This window comes from Bacillus sp. 1021 (genome assembly GCF_014534735.1).
In the GTDB taxonomy this organism is placed as follows: Bacteria; Bacillota; Bacilli; order Bacillales; family Bacillaceae; genus Bacillus; species Bacillus siamensis.
In genome coordinates this window covers 435,176-454,228 of record NZ_JACVSR010000003.1, presented here as the reverse complement: position 1 = coordinate 454,228, position 19,053 = coordinate 435,176, and the positions used below count along the sequence as shown (strand labels likewise).

At 45.6% G+C, this 19,053-nt stretch carries 18 protein-coding genes; 13 read left to right on the top strand and 5 right to left on the bottom strand.

Annotated features, from left to right (window positions below):
• The first annotated feature begins 21 nt into the window (after positions 1-21).
• From ICW23_RS13965 to ICW23_RS13950, 4 genes are all read left to right on the top strand, one after another.
• Positions 22-522 carry a DUF4944 domain-containing protein gene (locus ICW23_RS13965; RefSeq protein ID WP_049627178.1) on the top strand — a complete coding sequence of 167 codons (501 nt, stop codon included), beginning with the start codon at positions 22-24 and terminating at the stop codon, positions 520-522.
• Between the two features lie 216 nt (positions 523-738).
• Entirely contained in the window at positions 739-927 is a 189-nt protein-coding gene (locus ICW23_RS13960) for a hypothetical protein (RefSeq protein WP_082197854.1), read from the top strand.
• Between the two features lie 874 nt (positions 928-1,801).
• Positions 1,802-2,359: an SMI1/KNR4 family protein gene (locus ICW23_RS13955; RefSeq protein WP_049627175.1), complete on the top strand. Its 558-nt coding sequence runs from the start codon at positions 1,802-1,804 to the stop codon at positions 2,357-2,359.
• Between the two features lie 132 nt (positions 2,360-2,491).
• A complete protein-coding gene (locus ICW23_RS13950; RefSeq protein WP_188154642.1) occupies positions 2,492-2,641 on the top strand; it encodes a PhrK family phosphatase-inhibitory pheromone in 150 nt (49 codons plus the stop codon).
• 144 nt (positions 2,642-2,785) lie between these two features.
• Here ICW23_RS13950 and rpsD read toward each other — a convergent pair whose 3' ends face one another.
• On the bottom strand, positions 2,786-3,388 hold the full coding sequence (gene rpsD / locus ICW23_RS13945; RefSeq protein WP_003152406.1) for a 30S ribosomal protein S4: 603 nt from the start codon (positions 3,386-3,388) through the stop codon (positions 2,786-2,788).
• A gap of 290 nt (positions 3,389-3,678) precedes the next feature.
• On the opposite strand from rpsD, the gene ICW23_RS13940 reads away from it, so the two are divergent.
• On the top strand, positions 3,679-5,427 hold the full coding sequence (locus ICW23_RS13940; protein ID WP_045926823.1) for a sensor domain-containing diguanylate cyclase: 1,749 nt from the start codon (positions 3,679-3,681) through the stop codon (positions 5,425-5,427).
• Positions 5,428-5,460: 33 nt separating this feature from the next.
• Here the strand turns inward: ICW23_RS13940 and ICW23_RS13935 are convergent, their stop codons facing one another.
• Positions 5,461-5,943 (bottom strand): GAF domain-containing protein, encoded by a 483-nt coding sequence (locus ICW23_RS13935; RefSeq protein WP_016938571.1) that lies wholly within the window; start codon positions 5,941-5,943, stop codon positions 5,461-5,463.
• Positions 5,944-6,069: 126 nt separating this feature from the next.
• On the opposite strand from ICW23_RS13935, the gene refZ reads away from it, so the two are divergent.
• Positions 6,070-6,693, top strand: coding sequence for a forespore capture DNA-binding protein RefZ (refZ, locus tag ICW23_RS13930; RefSeq protein ID WP_016938572.1), 624 nt, complete (start codon positions 6,070-6,072; stop codon positions 6,691-6,693).
• Here the strand turns inward: refZ and hisJ are convergent.
• Positions 6,683-7,495, bottom strand: a complete 813-nt coding sequence (hisJ, locus tag ICW23_RS13925) for a histidinol-phosphatase HisJ (RefSeq protein WP_188154641.1) — start codon at positions 7,493-7,495, stop codon at positions 6,683-6,685. The two genes, refZ and hisJ, sit on opposite strands and share 11 nt — an antisense overlap.
• 195 nt (positions 7,496-7,690) lie before the next feature.
• On the opposite strand from hisJ, the gene ezrA reads away from it, so the two are divergent.
• Positions 7,691-9,382, top strand: a complete 1,692-nt coding sequence (gene ezrA / locus ICW23_RS13920) for a septation ring formation regulator EzrA (RefSeq protein ID WP_064777638.1) — start codon at positions 7,691-7,693, stop codon at positions 9,380-9,382.
• Positions 9,383-9,492: 110 nt separating this feature from the next.
• Here the strand turns inward: ezrA and brnQ are convergent, their stop codons facing one another.
• The gene (brnQ, locus tag ICW23_RS13915; protein WP_016938575.1) at positions 9,493-10,833 is read right to left on the bottom strand and encodes a branched-chain amino acid transport system II carrier protein; all 1,341 of its coding nucleotides are present in this window, start codon (positions 10,831-10,833) and stop codon (positions 9,493-9,495) included.
• 193 nt (positions 10,834-11,026) lie between these two features.
• Here brnQ and ICW23_RS13910 point away from each other — a divergent pair, with 193 nt between their 5' ends.
• From ICW23_RS13910 to ICW23_RS13890, 5 genes are all read left to right on the top strand, one after another.
• Complete coding sequence (locus ICW23_RS13910) at positions 11,027-12,172, top strand: cysteine desulfurase family protein (RefSeq protein ID WP_188154640.1); 1,146 nt, start codon at positions 11,027-11,029, stop codon at positions 12,170-12,172.
• 3 nt (positions 12,173-12,175) lie between these two features.
• Positions 12,176-13,381 (top strand): tRNA uracil 4-sulfurtransferase ThiI, encoded by a 1,206-nt coding sequence (thiI, locus tag ICW23_RS13905; RefSeq protein ID WP_188154639.1) that lies wholly within the window; start codon positions 12,176-12,178, stop codon positions 13,379-13,381.
• Between the two features lie 80 nt (positions 13,382-13,461).
• A complete protein-coding gene (locus ICW23_RS13900; protein ID WP_007408043.1) occupies positions 13,462-13,683 on the top strand; it encodes an alpha/beta-type small acid-soluble spore protein in 222 nt (73 codons plus the stop codon).
• A gap of 148 nt (positions 13,684-13,831) precedes the next feature.
• Positions 13,832-15,418, top strand: coding sequence for an acyl-CoA synthetase MbcS (gene mbcS, locus ICW23_RS13895; RefSeq protein WP_188154638.1), 1,587 nt, complete (start codon positions 13,832-13,834; stop codon positions 15,416-15,418).
• A 22-nt stretch (positions 15,419-15,440) separates the two neighbouring features.
• Positions 15,441-17,036, top strand: a complete 1,596-nt coding sequence (locus ICW23_RS13890) for an amidohydrolase (protein WP_188154637.1) — start codon at positions 15,441-15,443, stop codon at positions 17,034-17,036.
• Between the two features lie 16 nt (positions 17,037-17,052).
• On the opposite strand, the gene ICW23_RS13885 is transcribed toward ICW23_RS13890, so the two are convergent.
• A complete protein-coding gene (locus ICW23_RS13885; RefSeq protein WP_016938580.1) occupies positions 17,053-17,859 on the bottom strand; it encodes an NAD kinase in 807 nt (268 codons plus the stop codon).
• 182 nt (positions 17,860-18,041) lie between these two features.
• Between ICW23_RS13885 and sppA the strand changes: the two genes are divergently transcribed.
• The gene (gene sppA / locus ICW23_RS13880; RefSeq protein WP_016938581.1) at positions 18,042-19,049 is read left to right on the top strand and encodes a signal peptide peptidase SppA; all 1,008 of its coding nucleotides are present in this window, start codon (positions 18,042-18,044) and stop codon (positions 19,047-19,049) included.
• Positions 19,050-19,053: the final 4 nt, after the last annotated feature.

Genomic DNA, 19,053 nt, shown 5'->3' with positions numbered 1-19,053 from the left:
TACATTTTTTGGAGGTTGTTTATGAAGAACGAGTATAAAAGGCCCGTTTTATTTACAGTTTCTGCTTTGGTGATCATTTTCCTAGTGTTTTTTTCATTAAAAATCTATAACCATTACAATCTCGAATATCCTAACTGGGAGGGTAAAAGTAAGGATCATAACTGGGAGGTAGTCTTTAAAAAGAATGAAGATGCTCCAAAGGAGTTCAGTGGGGAGATCCTTTGGATTGGCGATAAAGATAAAACTGATAAAACTTATATAGAATCCATAACAATAATGAAAGGTAATAAAACACTTCTTGATTCTTCAGATTTTAACAGCGATATCCCTTTGAAAGATTATTCAGGTGGTACCTCTAGCGATGGATCAGCTAAAGAAAAATCATTTTCATTTTTAGAACGCTTAGAAGAATCTGATCTAAAAGGATCTAAGATAACGGTTCAAGTGAAATGGAAACAAGATAACCAATCATTCAGTACGGAAAAGTTCGTTCTTTCAAAGAAAACTATATTTAATCACTAAATTTATTGAGTTTATTCTAACCAGTTCTTAATCTGAACTGGGAGAAGATTTAATTAAATAAGTCCAAGACGGAAAGCCTGCGGACACTGATCATTGTACAGATTTACTGTGCTCTGATTGGTGTCCGTTTTTTGTTTTCCGAAAGCGGCAAAGAAATGCTCATATAAATGCGTAGGGTTCATTTCCTAAAAGGCGGGGAAATGGGGTTGGCAAAGGATGAAACGTGCCGGGATCGGCGATGTGATAAGAGAAGAATATAAATGCCCTTGTGGAAGTGGGCAAGTAGTTTATGGAAAAGAAAATATTCCTAGTTTCAGAAGTATCGAGATTGATTGTTACTGTAAGCAATGTAATGAAAAATACGATTTCGGTAGAGGAACGGCAACATTAAAAAATAATTATTAGTTTGAATTGCGCTCCTTCGGGAGGGCTTTTTATGTTCTCTGTAAACTGCGTCCGGTAAATCTCAGGATAGACTACTGGCTGTTAACAGTCCGAGTACGGGAGAAGTTTAGAAAGAATATGATTGGAGGGAGTATATGAAAACAATTAGTCAAGCCTTTGAGGAATGAGGAAAGAATATGAGATGTGCAGCTGAAAGAATGCCAACGCCCAAGCCGCTTTCCACAGAAGCTTTTATTATGTTGAGTAAAGGAGATAGAGCGTGGAAACAATTTATGCGCACCCATTTTTGAGACGTCATGGTTTATTTCGCTCACGTGCTTCTGCTTATCGTGTGTAGTCTGTTCAGGTAAATCAGAAAAGGAATAAGCATGGCAAGGCAACGTGACGAATTAGACAAAATTTATAATACAGCACGCTGGAAGCGAGTAAGAAAAGTCGTTCTGAGTAGGGACGGCTATTTGTGTTGTGAGGACGTTGTCGTGGATTAATAACGGAGGCAAATACCAACACATTAAGAGATGATCCAAGCGTGGCATTTAATCTTGATAATCATAAAACGATCTGTTTAAAGTGCCACAACAGGAGGCACCTGGAAATAAGTGGTGGGGAGGAGGAATAAACGATTATATGTAAGTAACACTTATAGCGGAAAATATGGAAGGGTTTTTCTCCATAATAGAGAATTTTTAGGGAAGGATATTAAAGCAGGTAAAACATATTTAAAGTCGTATTACCCTAAAAAGACAAAGTTTTTTATGTCCCAACATACTTCGGTAGCCGGCTGGAAAGCTTCACTTCCAGATGATTCCACTTGAATGTTGGCTCCTGCTCTTGCGAATAAAATAGCATTGCTCTAATAGTAAGAGGTGGCTCAATGGCAGTTTTTGTTGAAAAAACGCTCCAAGGTCTAAAAGAATTAATTGATGAAAAAGGCCGCTTGAAAATTTTAGGGAATGAAGGAACGCTTTTAGAAACAGAATGTACTTTCTCTAAAGGCGCAACAGATCTGGAGATTGAGAGTTTTGAGAAGAAAATAAAAGTCTCACTTCCTGAAGATTATAAAACCTTTTTAAAATTGCATAACGGAGCCAGAATATTTGATTTGTTGATTTACGGTGAGAATGTGGGTGGGGGTTTGCATATTCTTAATTTAGAAGAGATTGAAAAGTATATGCAAAATGGTTTTTTAGAGCCTCAGTTTATTCCTGTCGCACATCTGTTAGACGGATGTTATTTGTTAATTGACAAAACCAAAATTTCCACAGATCCAAACTATTTATGGTTCCGCGGATTTATTGAGTATGAACCAATGCAACTTAATTTTGAGATATTCTTAGATAGGTATATTTTATCTCAGGGATCAAGTTTTTGGGAATGGAATATCTATACTGCTGAGAATTATTACAGAACTCACCAGAGTGATGAGCTTTAAATCATCCGTATACGGCCGATTTCAGCCCATCAAAATAACCAGCAGGAAATAATGCCTTATAAAAGAAGTATTGAATTTCCTAAACATGCTATTTTAGCCGAGGAGAAAATGAGGCACCTGGAGGGATTATATTTGAAAAAATTGATTCTTTGTACAGCCCTAACCTTCGTTACGTTAAGTGGTTTAGCTGCAGTTAAGATTAATCAAGAATCATCAGATGTTAAAATAATAGAGCGCCCGGTCGGTACTCTAAAATTAGCAGAGCGGCCAGTTGGCACATAAAAAAAGCCCTGGACAGGGGCTTTTTTTAATAAAGAGAGGGAGCATCTGTCCACCATTCTGACAGCCCAAAAGAAAAACCCCGGAAACATTGTCACTGACAACATGTCCGGGGTTTAATCCAATGCTCTTTAAAGAGCATTTTACTTAACGAGAGTAGAACTCAACGATAAGCGCTTCGTTAATTTCCGGAGCAAGCTCAGAGCGCTCTGGAAGACGAGTGAATGTACCTTCAAGCTTTTCAGCGTCGAAAGTAAGGTACTCAGGAACGAAGTTGTTTACTTCTACAGATTCTTTGATGATAGAAAGGTTTCTTGATTTTTCGCGAACACCGATTGTTTGACCAGGTTTTACTTGGTAAGACGGAATGTCAACGCGGCTTCCGTCAACAAGGATGTGACCGTGGTTAACTAATTGGCGTGCCTGACGGCGAGTGCGCGCAAGACCAAGCTTGTACACAACGTTATCAAGACGTGCATCTAAAAGAATCATGAAGTTTTCGCCGTGTTTACCAGTCATTTTTGCAGCTTTGTCAAACAATGTGCGGAATTGACGTTCGTTTACACCGTACATGTGACGAAGTTTTTGCTTTTCTTGCAATTGCAAACCGTATTCTGATAGTTTTTTACGCTGTCCCGGACCGTGGGGACCTGGTGCGTAAGGGCGTTTTTCTAATTCTTTACCTGTACCGCTAAGAGAGATTCCTAAGCGGCGGGACAGTTTCCATGATGGACCTGTATAGCGAGCCATAATGTGACTCCTCCTTTGGTTTTATTTTGTGGAAAATAAAAACCGTCTGTTCGATCCGACCGTGCACATTTTGTTTTCATGTATCCTCGCTCCAGCAGCAGAGAGTTACACGATACACCTTACAGCTAAGGAACAAAATGCAAACACAGAAGCTGAACAAAAAGGCTGCAATATTTCACACAAAGAACATTATATGATTTTTCTCCGCCGCCGTCAACCATTTCTCCATGAAGACTGCCGGTTTATGATATAATGTACAAAAATGAGTAGTACATGTTTAGGTGATAAAAATGAAAAAACAAACAATCGATGAAGTGACGGCCTTTCACCAGAAAATGCTTTCTTTTTTCTTAACGAAATCTGAATCCGTCTCATTATCCGACTCGCTGTTATGGCTGGCCTCAGCTCTAGAATCCTGCTTTACATCTCTTTCATTGACCCTTTCACCGGCTGAATCAGCACGTTTCACCATAAAAACAGAAGAGGAACCGAATTATGCTCCGCTGAAAGAGAGTGACGGCCGTTTTATGATCAGGAATCAGACGTCCGGCAGATCCTTTTATCTGCGCACGGAAGGCGGGCTGCCGATCCCGGAATCATTGCCTGAGCTCGTTACTCAATTTATCAATCAATCTGTGAGACAGAGCGGGCTGTTTGACAAAACAAAGCATCAGCGGAAAATCCACAGAATGACAGAAATGTTCCATTCGCTTTTAGATCAGGATGAAGTATTGGAAAAGCTGCAGGCGAGTTTGAGGAAGGCTTTCCAGTCTTTCCGTTTTTCACTGTTCATCTCGCAGGACCAGGATACGGACAGACAGCTCCCCGCAAAAGAATTGCATATGGACGGAGAAGACGCCGATCAGTTTGCCCTGCAGGTGTTTTTATCAGGCAGAATGCTCAGGAAAGGCAGGTCATCTGCTTACCTGCCGATCAAAGGCCAGCAGGGGACTTACGGGGTTCTGAAGACGGAGGGAATGCAGGACGCCGCGCTTTCGTGCAGCACGCTGAGTGAAATGCTGCTGCTTACAGGCGCAGCGGGAAAAGCATTTGAAAATGCGCAGCTGTATGAGCAATCGAAAAAAAGCATTGCGAATCTGGAGCTCATTAATGAAACATCGCGCCAGCTGAATCAGCGTCTCAGGCTCACTGATACGATGCGGGAGCTCGCCGCCATCATGACCCAATCGTTTTACGCCGAAGAAGTGGCTTTTTTTCATATTGATCATTTTGAGACGCAAAATCTGCTTCCCGGACATACCGCCTTTTTTAAGACAGAACGCGCCAACCCATATATCAGCATCGTGAAAGAAAAGCTGTTCGAGGGAGAAAAGGGTGTGTTTATCGGCAGCGGAAAGACCGTATTCGGCGAAAATGGCTACGGTTCGCTGATGGCGGTGCCGATGATCGAAAATGACACCGTCTTCGGTTTCGCGATTTTATTGAAAAAGGATTTGTATGCTTTTACGTTTGAAATGTATAAGCTTTTTCAGGCGCTCATTCACCATGCGACATTGGCTGTAACGAACTCCATGCTGCGCGACAGGCTTGAGCATCTTGTTCAGACAGACCAGCTGACGGAGCTGTATTCAAGAACCTATTTAGATGAGAAGATTCAATACAGCATGAAAATCCATAAACGGGGTGTATTTATCCTCGTTGATATCGATAATTTCAAACACATTAATGATACATACGGACATCAAACGGGAGATTCGATCCTCATTCAGGTGGCCTCCGTTATGAAAAACCATATCCGGGAGCACGATGTTGCCGCGAGATGGGGAGGCGAAGAGCTGGCTGTCTATCTGCCGAACATCAACGTGTCATCCGGAGAGCGCATTGCCAAAAGGCTCGTCCGCGCCATCCGGGAAAACACCGAGCCGCGCGTAACGATTTCCTGCGGCGTTTCCTGCTGGTCAAAGACTGGCCCTAAGCCGTTGAAAATGCTCGTTCAGCAAGCGGACGAGGCGCTTTATATCGCCAAACGGAGCGGTAAAAACCGGCTGATCATCCATCAAAACAGCACGGCGACGTAAAAAAGGAGCCGGCCTGCGGGCCGAACTCCTTTTTTATCCTAATCGTTTTTCAAGCGTTTCAACAAACTTTGCTAAATAGGTTTCGTCCGTTTCATCAAAACGGTTTTTCACGGGGCTGTCAATGTCCAGCACACCGATCACTTCTCCGTTTACGCGGATCGGGAGTACGATTTCTGACTGGGAAGCCGCGTCACAGGCAATGTGTCCCGGGAACGCATTCACATCGGCAATCCGCTGCACGGCGCCGTTGGAGTAGGCAGTGCCGCATACGCCTTTGCCGAACGGAATGCGCACACAGGCAGGAAGTCCTTGAAACGGTCCGAGTACAAGCTCGCCCTCTTTAGCGAAGTAAAACCCCGCCCAATTGACCTCATGTAATGAATGGTATAAAAGCGCTGACGCATTCGCGTAATTTGCGATCGCATCCGTTTCATCTTCTGTCATGGCTTCGAGCTGTTTAAGCAGAAGCTGATAACTTTTTTCTTTATCTCCGGACTGTTTTTCGACATGAAACATGGAAAACCCTCACTTTTTCTATAATATCAAACAAAGTTCCGGCCGTTCTGCCGGCATTTGTCGAGAAGTTCTTACAGGAACGGCGCCTTTCTGCTTGAATTGTAAACACATAAAGGGGTGAGCCGTATGAAAGTAAGCACCAAAGACAAAATTATTAACGCCGCTGTCCTGCTGTTTAACCAAAAAGGCTATTCCGGCACGTCCGTCCGTGAAATCGCAAAGTCAGCTGATGTAAATGTTGCGCACATCTCCTACTATTTTAAAGGGAAAGGCGGATTAATGGAACATTTAGTTTCCGAGTTTTACGAAGGCTATACTGAAGCGCTGGAAAAAGCCGCCGGCAGTGTGAACGGTGAAGACGCGCAGGAACGCATCCTGCGGGTGATTTTCGATATTTTATCCTATCAGCACGATCATCGTCAATTAACACGTTTTGTGTATCGGGAAGTGACGATTGATTCCGTGCTTATCAGGGAAATTATGTCTACTTACTTAATGAAAGAAAAATATATTTTCCAGCTGGTGATTGAAGAAGGGCAGTCACGCCACAAACGGCTGACGCTGCCCGTGCCGCATTTTATTCTGCAATTGAAATCCCTCTTGATGATGCCGTATCTCCAGCCTCAATATATTACGGAGGTGCTCTATATGCAGCCTCATGAGCCGTACTTTTATAAAAGGTATTTTGAAGAGGTGAAGATTTGGATCGAAAGCGTGTTCCGCCGTCCCGATGCGGCGCTTATGAAGTGACGATGCTTTTGTACGTTTCATAGGAACTGCCGACATCTTCCGCTTGATGGGCATCCGACCCGAATATGAGCGGGATTTTTTTTTGCTTCGCCGTCTCAGCCATCCAATCCTCTATATATACTTCCCCGGCAAACTTCTTTCTGAGTCCGGATGTATTCACATCCAGCTCCATTCCATGCTCTTTCACGGCGTCAAGACAGCGGGCCGCAAGCTCTCTTATTTGAGATGACATGCTGTAAGGGAAAAGGCGCGTGAATTTTTTGACGAGCGTGATATGGCCGACCCGTTTTGGCTTAAATGGTCCGAGCGGTGTTACAATGGAAGAATACACAGTTTTGTAGTATTGCTCATATACGGCTTCAACGCTGCCGAAGTGCGCGGCCAGCTGCTGAAACGCATGCTCATCAAAATCAAGGCATATATAAGACGGACCGGCCTTCAAAAAATGAACGGATAAAATGCCGTCATCCAGTGAGGGGCCGTATGTGTTAAGAAACGCAACGGTTTCTTCTTCATACCCTGTGATAAAATCGGTTTCAAGCCCAGTCAGAATGCTGATCTGCCCCTTGTATTCCTTTTTCAGCTGTGACAGCCGCTCCAAATAAATCTCCAGCTGTCTGAGATCCATTGCGCTGTCTTGAAGCGGTACAGGATCTTGAAAAGACGGGGGAAGGGGGGCATGCTCTGTAAATGTGATCGAGTCAAAGCCTTTTTCCAGGGCTTTTTCGACATATTGTTTCAGCGTGTCTTTCGAGCCGTGAGGGCAAAAAGGCGTGTGGATATGAGCGTCTCGTTTTTCCATTTGTGTCACTCCATTAAAAAATTGCAGAATCCTGCCGAAATTATGCAAAAAGTTTTTGATTTCTGGTCAAAAAATGTTGGTTACATGGTATCATAATAACAATGAAAACGACAGATTTTCTCAATACATATATTGAAATCTTTCTGAATACATAAAACACCCTGACAGATTAAGAGAACAACAAGGGGGCTCATTATGGAGTTAGTCATCGGATTATTGGTTATACTGCTCGCGCTCTTTGCGGCGGGCTACTTTTTCAGGAAAAAAATTTATACGGAAATTGACCGGCTGGAGTCATGGAAGATTGAAATTTTAAACCGTTCGATAGTGGAAGAAATGTCCAAGATCAAACATCTGAAAATGACCGGAGAGACGGAAGAGTTCTTTGAAAGATGGCGCGAAGAGTGGGATGAAATCGTCACAGCCCATCTGCCGAAAGTAGAAGAGCTCCTTTATGATGCCGAAGAGAACGCCGACAAATACCGGTTTAAAAAAGCGAATCAGGTGCTTGTCCACATCGACGACCTCCTCACCGCCGCTGAATCAAATATAGAAGGCATACTGCGTGGGATCAGCGACCTTGTGACGAGCGAGGAAAAAAGCCGCGGAGAGATTGAACAGGTGCGTGAGCGGTATTCAAAAGCGCGGAAAAACCTTCTGGCGTACAGCCATCTTTACGGTGAGCTTTATAACAGCCTGGAGACTGATCTCGATGAAATTTGGAGCGGCATAAAAGAGTTTGAAGAAGAGACGGAAGGCGGCAATTACATCAAAGCGAGAAAAGTGCTGCTTGAACAGGACCGCAGGCTGGATCAGCTTCAAACATACATAAATGACGTTCCCAAATTGCTCGCGGACTGTAAACAGACCGTGCCGAACCAAATTGCCAAGCTGAAAGACGGCTACCGGGAAATGACGGAAAAAGGTTACAAACTGGAGCATATTCAAATCGAAAAAGAGCTGGAAACACTCACAAATCAAGTGAAACGGGCCGAAAACGCGCTTTTGGAAGAATTGGATGTCGACGAAGCATCCGCCATTCTTCAGCTGATTGATGAAACCATTCAATCGATGTATGAACAGCTGGAAGGCGAAGTGGAAGCCGGTCAGTCCGTCTTAAGCAAAATGCCTGAACTGATCATCGCGTATGAGAAGCTTGAGGACGAAAAAGAGCGCACAAAAACCGAAACAGAGCTCGTCAAGGAAAGCTATCAGCTGACGGCGGGAGAAATCGGCAGACAGAACGCGTTCGAAAAACAGATGGAAACAATCGGCCGGCTTCTTGAGCAGGCGAGAGAAAAACTCGACGGTGAGCATGTCGCTTACTCACTGCTGATTGAGGAAGTCGAAGCCATTGAAAAACAGCTGGAAGAGGCTCAGAAAGAACATGCCGAATACCGTGAAAATCTGCAGGCGCTCAGAAAAGAAGAACTGCAGGCGCGGGAAACGCTGACGTATCTTCGGAAAACCATTTCTGATACGGCCAGAATGCTGCAAAAAAGCAATGTGCCGGGGATTCCCGAGCAGGTCAAGGACAAGCTGGAGACGGCAAATCATCATATAGAAGAAACCGTCAGCCAATTGGAAGAGCTGCCGCTGAACATGGAGGAAGCCGCCAAACACCTTACCGAAGCTGAAAAGATGGTTGAAGAAGTAAGCGAAGAGGCGAAGGAACTTGTCATTCAGGTGAAGCTTATTGAGCGGATCATTCAGTACGGCAATCGCTTCCGAAGCCAGAATCACATTTTATCTGAACAGCTGAAAGAAGCTGAACGGCTGTTTTACGCTTACAGCTATAATGAAGCTTATGAGATGGCGGCAGAAGCTGTTGAAAAAGCAGCTCCCGGCGCCGTAAAAAAAATTAAAGCTGATCAATCCGCTTCATAGCCGTACAAGCAAAAACTGCACCCTGATGTACATCAGGGGCAGTTTTTTTGTTTCTCACGGAATATAAAAAGCGCCTGCGGCTGATATCGTCAAGCCGCAGACGCTGAATGTTACGATTTCACTTTATTTAATTCGATAGGAGGGCTGGTAAAAAGCGTGATAATGCAGCCGATGAGCGCTCCGGCGATCCCGGGAAGCACCCAGCCGATTCCCATGTTGTAAAGCGGAAGATTTGCGTTTAAGAATGAATCTAATGATCCGAGCGGAATGCCGGCTGCCTTCAAGCCGTCCAGAATGCTGAAGAGCCCGGTTCCGATCAGGCAGGCGATATAAACTTCCCGTCTTTCCTTAAAGATTTTATCAATAAAGGAAAGGACGATAATGACAATCGCCAGCGGGTAAATGGCTGATAAAATAGGAACTGAAAATGCAATGATCTCAGCAAGCCCGAAATTTGAAATCGCCAGGCTGAAGAGCGTGACAATCGTAACCACCATTTTGTATGATAAAGCGGGAATCAATTTTGAAAAATATTCGCCGCAAGATGTAACAAGCCCGATGCTTGTCGTTAAACACGCAACGGTGATGGCAGAGCCGAGAACGATGTTGCCCAGTGAACCGAACAGGTAATCAGATGAAGCTGATAAAATCTTTGCGCCTTCGCCGAGCGGCCCTACAGCGTCCGTGCTTGTCGCTCCCAAATAGGCCAAAGATAAATAAATGAATGTCAAACCTGCCGCTGCTATAAGACCCGCTTTAATACAAGCGGCCGCGAGCGCTTTACGCTGGGTGACGCCCCTGCTTTTAACAGCGTTGACGACAACAACACCGAAGACGATCGAAGCGAGCGCATCCATTGTTTTATAGCCTTCCAAAAATCCTTTGAATACCGGTGTTCCGGAATATGCCTGATGTACGGCGCCCAGTCCGCCCATCGGAGTGACAATGGCTTTTACGACGATGATTAAAATAATACCGAATTTAATAGGAGTCAAAATCTTTCCGACTCTGTCCACGATTTTGGAAGGATTAAGAGCTAAATAATACGTAATGGAAAAAAAGATTAGCGTGAAAACAAATAACGACAGTCTTTCGGGAACACCATGCAAAAACGGAACTGCACCGATTTCATATGAAACGGTTCCGGTTCTCGGAATCGCAAAAAGCGGTCCGATTGATAAATAAAGCACAACGGTGAAAATAGTGCCGAATACCGGATGAGCTTTATCGGCAAGCCCTTTTGCATCTTTACCCGTTAATGCGATGGCGATGATACCCAAAAGCGGCAGACCAACGCCGGTCAGTAAGAAACCGCCCATCGCTTTCCAGACATTATGCCCAGCCGCTTGTCCAAGCTCCGGCGGATATATCATATTTCCTGCCCCGAAAAAAAGTGCGAAAAGCATGAAACCGATAATAACGGTATCTTTGACAGGTAGTGAGTGTTTCATAAAAGTCCTCCTAAATACTATGTTGAAATATTCTGTCAATTAATTGTCAGACAATATAACAAAACGAACATTACTTATTATATGGCAATGTACAGAGAAGTCAATACTCGATTTATTGCGAATTTATATTTACTTTTGTTATGGTAGCATAAATATCATACGATGTACCGTTTTCATAAAAGGAGTAAAAAAAATGATATATTTAGACAACAGCTCAACGACCGAGCCGTATGAAGAGGTATTGGATGTGTACAAACAGACGAGCAGCCGGTATTTCGGCAATCCTTCGTCCCTGCACCGATTAGGAACTGAGACGGAACAGCTCCTTGAAGCGGCCGCTCAGCAAATAAAAAAAACCTTGCGTTTGAAAAATTATGATATTGTATTTACATCAGGCGCGACTGAAGCGAACAACGCTGCGTTAAAGGGAGCCGCCTGGGCAAACATGAGTAAAGGAAAACATATCATTGCTTCAGCGATTGAGCATCCTTCCGTGACGGAAACGCTTGATCAGCTGACAGATCTGTTTGGCTTTGAGGTCACATATCTTCCGGCCGACCAAGACGGCATCGTTTCTTTAGAAGATGTAAAAGCGGCCATCAGGCCGGACACAATACTCGTCAGTGTTATGCATGTTAATAATGAAGTCGGCTCCATTCAGCCCGTAAAAGAAATCGGAGGGCTGTTAAAACAGCACCGGAATATTCTGTTTCATGTTGATCATGTACAGGGCATTCATAAAGTCCCGCTGTCTATAGAAGAAGCGGGTATCGACCTTTGCACCATTTCAGGGCATAAATTTCACGGCTTAAAAGGAACCGGGGCGCTTATCGTCAAAAAGGGAACGCGGCTCATTCCGCTTATGACGGGCGGCTCCCAGCAAAAAGGCATCCGTGCCGGGACAGAACATACATCAGGCGCCGTTTCCCTTGCGAAAGCGGTCAATCTTTCTGCACGTGACATGAATGAGCGGCTTTCTTCTATGGAGGCGGCTAAGAATGCGCTGATGGAAAGGCTGAGCGGGACGGAGGGGATCGTCATCAACACTCCCGTAAAAAACAGCGCCCCGCATATCATTAATTTTTCCGTTCCGGGCGTCAAGGCGGAAGTGCTGCTGCACATGCTTGAGGAAAAAGGAATATATGTCTCCACAACCGCGGCATGTTCGGCAAGAGAGCACAAGCCGAGCCGTGTTCTTCTGCAAATGAATAAAGGCGAACAGATTGCATCAAGCAGCATCAGAGTCAGCCTGAACTTCAGCCATACGGCTGATATTACAGAGCCGTTTATGGCCGCGCTGGCGCCGGCTGTTCAAAAACTAAAAAAAATGATGAGGTAGCAAATGAATTACGATCATATTTTAATCCGTTTTGGTGAAATATCCACAAAAGGAAAAAACAGACGCAGTTTTATTGAGAGATTAAAACAGAATATCCGCCTGGTATTAAAGGATTATAAAAAGGTAAAATACTTTTCAAACCGGGATCGGATGTCAATTACACTTAATGGAGAAAACCCGGAGGAAATTTGTTCCTTATTAAAGAATATATTCGGCATTCAGAGCTTCAGTCTCGCCATTAAATGCGAAAGCAAGCTTGAAGACATTAAAAAAACGGCATTAGCCGCGATGGAAGGCCAATATAAGCCGGGGAATACGTTTAAGGTCGAGACCAAACGGGCTTACAAGCAGTTTGAATTAGATACGAACGCGATGAACGCTGAGATCGGCGGCCATATTTTGAAAAACACGGATGGATTAACCGTCGATGTGAAAAATCCCGATATTCCGCTTCGGATTGAAATCAGGGAGGAAGCGACATTCCTGACCATCCGTAACGAAAAAGGCGCCGGAGGTCTTCCTGTCGGTTCCGCGGGGAAAGCGATGCTGATGCTTTCCGGCGGTTTTGACAGTCCGGTCGCCGGATTTTACGCGATGAAACGGGGATTATCAGTGGAGGCCGTGCATTTCTTCAGTCCGCCGTATACGAGCGAACGGGCAAAGCAAAAAGTTATGGACCTCGCGGGATGCCTCGCAAAGTTCGGAGGCAGTATGACGCTTCATATCGTACCGTTTACAAAGACGCAGGAGCTCATCCAAAAACAAATTCCGGAAAACTATACGATGACGGCGACGCGGCGTCTCATGCTGCAGATCGCGGACAGAATCAGAGAAGAACGAAAAGCTCTCGCGATCATTACGGGGGAAAGCCTCGGCCAAGTGGCAAGCCAGACGCTTGAGAGCATGTATGCGATCAATGCCGTAACGGCAACGCCGATTTTGCGTCCTCTGATCGGAATGGACAAAACAGAAATCATCGAGAAATCAAAAGAAATCGGCACTTATGAAACAAGCATTCAGCCGTTTGAGGACTGCTGCACCATCTTTACGCCGCCAAGTCCGAAAACACGCCCGAAAAAAGAAAAAATCGAGCATTTCGAAAGCTTTGTTGATTTTGAACCGCTGATTGCAGAGGCGGCAGCCGGTATTGAAACTATTACTGTTTACTCAGAACAAGAAGCTCACGATAAATTTGCCGGCCTGTTTTAGAACTGTATACAATTACCAAAGTTTTTTTGAATGAGGACATGTGTTTTATCACATTCTATACTCACAAGGAGGTGATACACATGTCACAACAATCAAACAGCGGAAACAGCAACCAGCTTTTAGTGCCAGGAGCTGCACAAGCTATCGACCAAATGAAGTATGAAATCGCTTCTGAATTCGGTGTAAACCTTGGACCGGAAACAACTTCTCGCGCCAACGGTTCTGTCGGTGGAGAAATCACAAAACGTCTTGTTTCTTTTGCTCAGCAAAGCATGGGCGGAAGCAGCCAGCAGCAGTTTTAATCACAACTTCACATAATGGCTAAGAGAGCGGGGAATTCCCCGCTCTTTTTTCATGAATAAAGCTAGAAGGCATGAAGCAATTTATGCATATCTTTATTGTTACGTCCTATGTTTATGTATAATAGGGAAAGAAAGTGAGGAGTTGTTCGTGTTAAAACGAGAAGATTTAATCGCCCCAAAGAACTATAACCTAGTAAATGAAATCGAAAAGTTCAGCCGTTCCAAAGAGAAGAACGCGCTTATTTGGGAAGATCAAACAGGCAGTAAGAAAGTCTGGACATATGAAAAACTGATGGAAGAAACGAATAAAATCGGAGCCCGCCTGAAAGGTCTCGGATTTGAAAAAGGCGATAAGCTGATTGTCATGGTTCCGAGAGTGCTTGAAGCGTATGCTGTGTATTTAGCGATCTTAAAAGCGGGGATGGTCGTCATTCCTTGCTCGGAGATGCTTCGCGCCAAAGATTTGGACTACCGCATTAAACACGCCGAAGTGAAAGGCGTTATCGTTTATCCTTCATTTATAAACGCGTTTGATGAGGTGAAAACCGATCAGCTCGTGACATTGGCCATTGGTGAAAATGATGCCGGCTGGAAAAACCTCTTAACGATTGAAGCGGACGGAGACAGTTTTCAAACCGCTGATACAACTAGAGAGGACATGGCGTTTTTATCCTATACTTCAGGAACGACCGGCCAGCCTAAAGGCGTTGTACATACACATGGCTGGGCTTTTGCCCATTTAAAAACATCCGCCGGTGCATGGCTGGATATTTCTGAAGACGATACAGTCTGGGCCACCGCGGCGCCCGGCTGGCAGAAATGGGTGTGGAGCCCGCTGCTTGCCGTTCTGGGAAGCGGCGCAACAGGATTTATTTATCACGGCAGATTCGACGCCAAGACGTATCTGGAGATGCTTGAGCGCCATCAGATCAATGTCTTCTGCTGTACGCCGACTGAATACCGCCTGATGGCCAAGGTGGAGGAATTGGACAAGTATGACCTTTCTGCCCTTCACAGCGCAGTTTCTGCGGGTGAACCTTTAAACCGGGAAGTCATTGACATCTTCCGGAAACATTTCGGCATTAAAGTGAGAGACGGCTACGGCCAAACGGAGAGCACTCTGTTAGTCGGCGTCCTGAAGAATATGGACATTAAGCCCGGAAGCATGGGGAAACCGACACCGGGAAATCAAGTAGAAATTATAAACAATGAAGGCGAAATATGTGAAATAGGCGAAACGGGCGATATCGCCGTGCACTTGAGCACACCGGCCCTATTCAAGGAATATTATAAAGACCCTGAAAGAACGAAGAAGCAGATTCGCGGAGATTACTTTCTGACAGGCGACCGCGCGAAAAAAGACGAGGACGGCTACTTTTGGTTTGAAAGCCGCAATGATGACATTATCGTCAGCTCCGGATATACAATCGGGCCTTTTGAAGTGGAAGACGCGCTCGTGAAGCATCCGGAAGTGAAAGAATGCGCCGTCGTGGCGAGCCCGGATGAAATCAGAGGTTCAATCGTAAAAGCATATGTCGTTTTACAAAACGATGAGAAGCGCAGTGACGAACTTGTTAAAGAACTGCAAAACCACGTAAAAACGATTACGGCGCCTTATAAATATCCGAGAGAAATTGAATTTGTCGAAAGCCTGCCGAAAACGGCATCCGCAAAAATCAGACGGGTAGAGCTGAGACAGCGTGAAGAACGGCTGAAGGCGGATAAAAAAGCTTAATACAGAAAAAGGGTGAGCGGGGATGAAAGCGATTTGGCACGGCGGCACCATCTATACAATGCTTGACGAGAACCATGTCACTGAAGCTGTCTATACCGAAGACGGCATCATCAGACAGACGGGCAGCTTTCAGGAGCTCCGCGAGACATACGGTTTGCCTGATACGGAGGAAATCGACTTACATGGGGCTGTCATGTTTCCCGGTTTTACAGACAGTCACATGCATTTGATCGGACACGGTGAAAAACAGCTCCGCCTTGATTTGTCACAGCTGACGTCAAAAGAAGCGATACTTCAGGCTGCAAAAGAAGCAGAGCGTGAATTGGAAGATGGCGAATGGCTGATCGGTGAAGGCTGGGATGAAAATCTGTTTAAACAGCCGGTTTACGTAACGAAGCATGACCTTGACCCGCTCTTTCCCGATCGCCCCGTCCTGCTGAAACGGGTATGCAGGCACGCTGCTGCAGTCAATTCGGCCGCATTGCGCGCGGCGGGGATTACAAACGATACACCTGATCCAAACGGCGGGATTATCGTCCGGGACAGTGCCGGTCCGACAGGCCTTCTGCTGGATAAAGCCCAAGAGCTTGTGACTCAGGCTCTTCCGCCCGTCTCGCTTCACTATGTCAAACGCGCTCTTCAAACGGCAATCACGGACTGCTGGTCAAAAGGCCTGACCGGCGGGCATTCAGAGGATCTGGCATACTACGGAGACGTGTCCGTTCCCGTTGCCGCGTATGAGTCGTTAACAGGCAGCGGCCTGTTCCCTTTTCGGGCACATCTGCTTGTTCATCACGAAGCCGTCGACAGGTGGAGCGCTCTGGACAAAAGGACAGGGCCTTATCTGGAATACGGAGCGATGAAAATCTTCGCAGACGGCGCGCTCGGCGGCAGAACGGCCCTGTTGAAAAAGCCTTATCATGATGATCCGTCTGTTTCCGGCGTTCAGGTGCACGATGACGAAACCCTTGCCGCTCTTGTTTATAAAGCGAGAGAGAAAGGGATGGAGATCGCCGTGCACGCGATTGGCGACCTTGCATTTGAAAAGGTGCTCGATGTGATCGAAAGATACCCGGCAAAGCCCGGACAGCTAGACAGGCTCATTCATGCGCAAGTATTAGATCACGGTTTGATGGAAAGAGCTGCCCGGCTTCCGATCGGCCTTGATCTTCAGCCGCATTTTGTGGCCAGTGATTTTCCGTGGGTGATTGACCGGCTCGGAGAAGAGCGGATGAAAACCGCTTTTGCCTGGAAAACCCTGCTGTCGAAAGGGCTGCTGTGCGCCGGAGGTTCAGATGCCCCGATAGAACCGGCAGATCCCATTCTGGGCATTCAATCGGCTGTGCTCCGTACAAGCAAGCAGCACCCGGAAGGTCCGGCCTATTATGAAAAAGAGTGCCTGACCGTGTACGAAGCTATTCAGCTTTACACGGAGGGAAGCGCGGCAATCATCCATAAAGAACATAGCCGCGGACGGATAGCTTCCGGCTATGATGCCGACTTTACCGTTCTCAGCGGCGATCCGTTTAAAACGGACCCGAAAAAGCTTCATGAATTGGAAGCTGTCAAAACCGTCGTCGGCGGCCGTATCGTATATGAAAAAGAGGACAGGCGTTAATGCCCGTCCTCTTTTTTTATGATAAAAATGAGCGCTTTACTTTTTCCCAGAAAGAGTTGTCTTTCAGTTTGACCGTTTTGATTTTTTTATCGGATAGTGTAATCTCAACCTTTTTGACATTTCTCGTGCTGAGCGCTTCATTATCAAGTCCGATAATCGGATGCTCATTGCCGTCCTGCACCACCTGCAGTGTCAGCTTCCGGTCCGCGCTTAAAATAAACGAAGATCCGAGGGTGCGGTATGTGTTGTTATTCAAAGAGGCCAGTTCGGATACCTGCATGCAGGAAATCAAAGGGTCAACAACAGCGCCTGAAACGGATTTATTGTAGGCGGTGCTGCCTGTCGGGGTGGAAATGATCATGCCGTCGCCCCTGAAGGTCTCGAAGTGAAGATCATCGATTAACACATCCATCACAAACGTTTTAATAATGCTTGAACGGATGGAAACCTCGTTTAAACAGTGAAAATGATTGCTGCCGTCCACTGTTACGTGAATGAGCGGGTATTTTCTGACCTCAAGCTGTTCCGCGGTCATGCTGTCCGCCATTTTTTCAGGCTCATCGCTGTGAAAATCACAGTACAAATGGGCTTTTCCTTTTTTAGCGATGCCGACATACAGGCAGTCATCACGGAATCCGGTTTTTCTGACGGCCTGCAGAAATGAGCCGTCGCTGCCGATGCTGGCGATAATCCCGGCATCCTCCGGTTGGGCCGCAACTGTAAAACCGTGCGATTTGGCAAGCTGCTTCAGAGAGCTGACTTGTTCTTTTGTTTCGTTGTCTTGTTTGTGAAAAAAATAAACATTGCGGCGAAGATCGGTCATATCTCCATTCCCCTTTGCTGTCATATTTACGTTTTTCTCCCATCAGATATTGTGTTAAAATACCTGTGGCAATAGTGTAACATGTTTCCTGTTTATCCGTTAAGTGAAAGCGCTTCATGAAAAAAGTGAATCTTTTTTTCCAGGAGAACGTACGAATAGTGACAGAAAAGGAGGCAGAACAAATGAATGCAAAAAGATGGATTGCGCTCGTCATCGCTATCGGCATTTTCGGCGTATCAGTCATTGCAAGTGTGACTGTCGGGGTGCTGAAAAATGTCGGAGATACAGGGTCTGACTTTGCATCCCTGACAGATGACACAGAGGAAGTGACGCTTGATAAGGGAAGTCCCGGCAGTAAAATCGCCGTGCTTGAAGTGGACGGCACGATTGAGGATAACGGGGAGTCCGCAGGCCTGCTCAGCTCAGGCGGGTATGATCACAGATCATTTTTAAAACAAATAGAGCGTGCGAAAGAAGATAAAAGCGTCAAAGGGATTGTCCTGAAAATCAATTCCCCAGGCGGAGGCGTATACGAAAGCGCGGAAATACATAAAAAACTGGAAGAACTAAAGAAAGAAACGAAGAAACCGATTTATGTATCCATGGGCTCCATGGCGGCATCGGGAGGCTACTACATCTCAACGGCCGCTGATAAAATCTATGCTTCACCGGAAACGCTCACCGGCTCACTCGGCGTCATCATGGAAAGCGTCAATTATTCTAAGCTCGCTGATGAACTCGGCATCAAGTTTGAAACCATCAAAAGCGGCGCGCATAAAGACATCATGTCACCGACCCGCGACATGACGAAAGAAGAAAGAAAGATCATGCAGACGATGGTCAATGATTCGTATGAAGGGTTTGTCAATGTCATTTCAAAAGGCCGGCACATGTCAAAAGCAGATGTGAAAAAAATTGCCGACGGCCGTGTTTACGACGGCAGACAAGCGAAAAAAATCGGCCTCGTTGATGATCTCGGTTTTTACGATGATACGATCAGCGCGATGAAAAAGGACCATAAAAATATGAAAAACGCTTCAGTCATCACGTATGAGGAAGGATTCGGATTAGGCTCGCTCTTTTCCATGAGCGCAGCGAAAATGTTTAAAAGCGAAATTGATTTTCTGAATATGAAAGAGCTTATTTCGCAATCCGGTTCGCCGCGGATGATGTATCTCTATGCAAAGTAGGGGG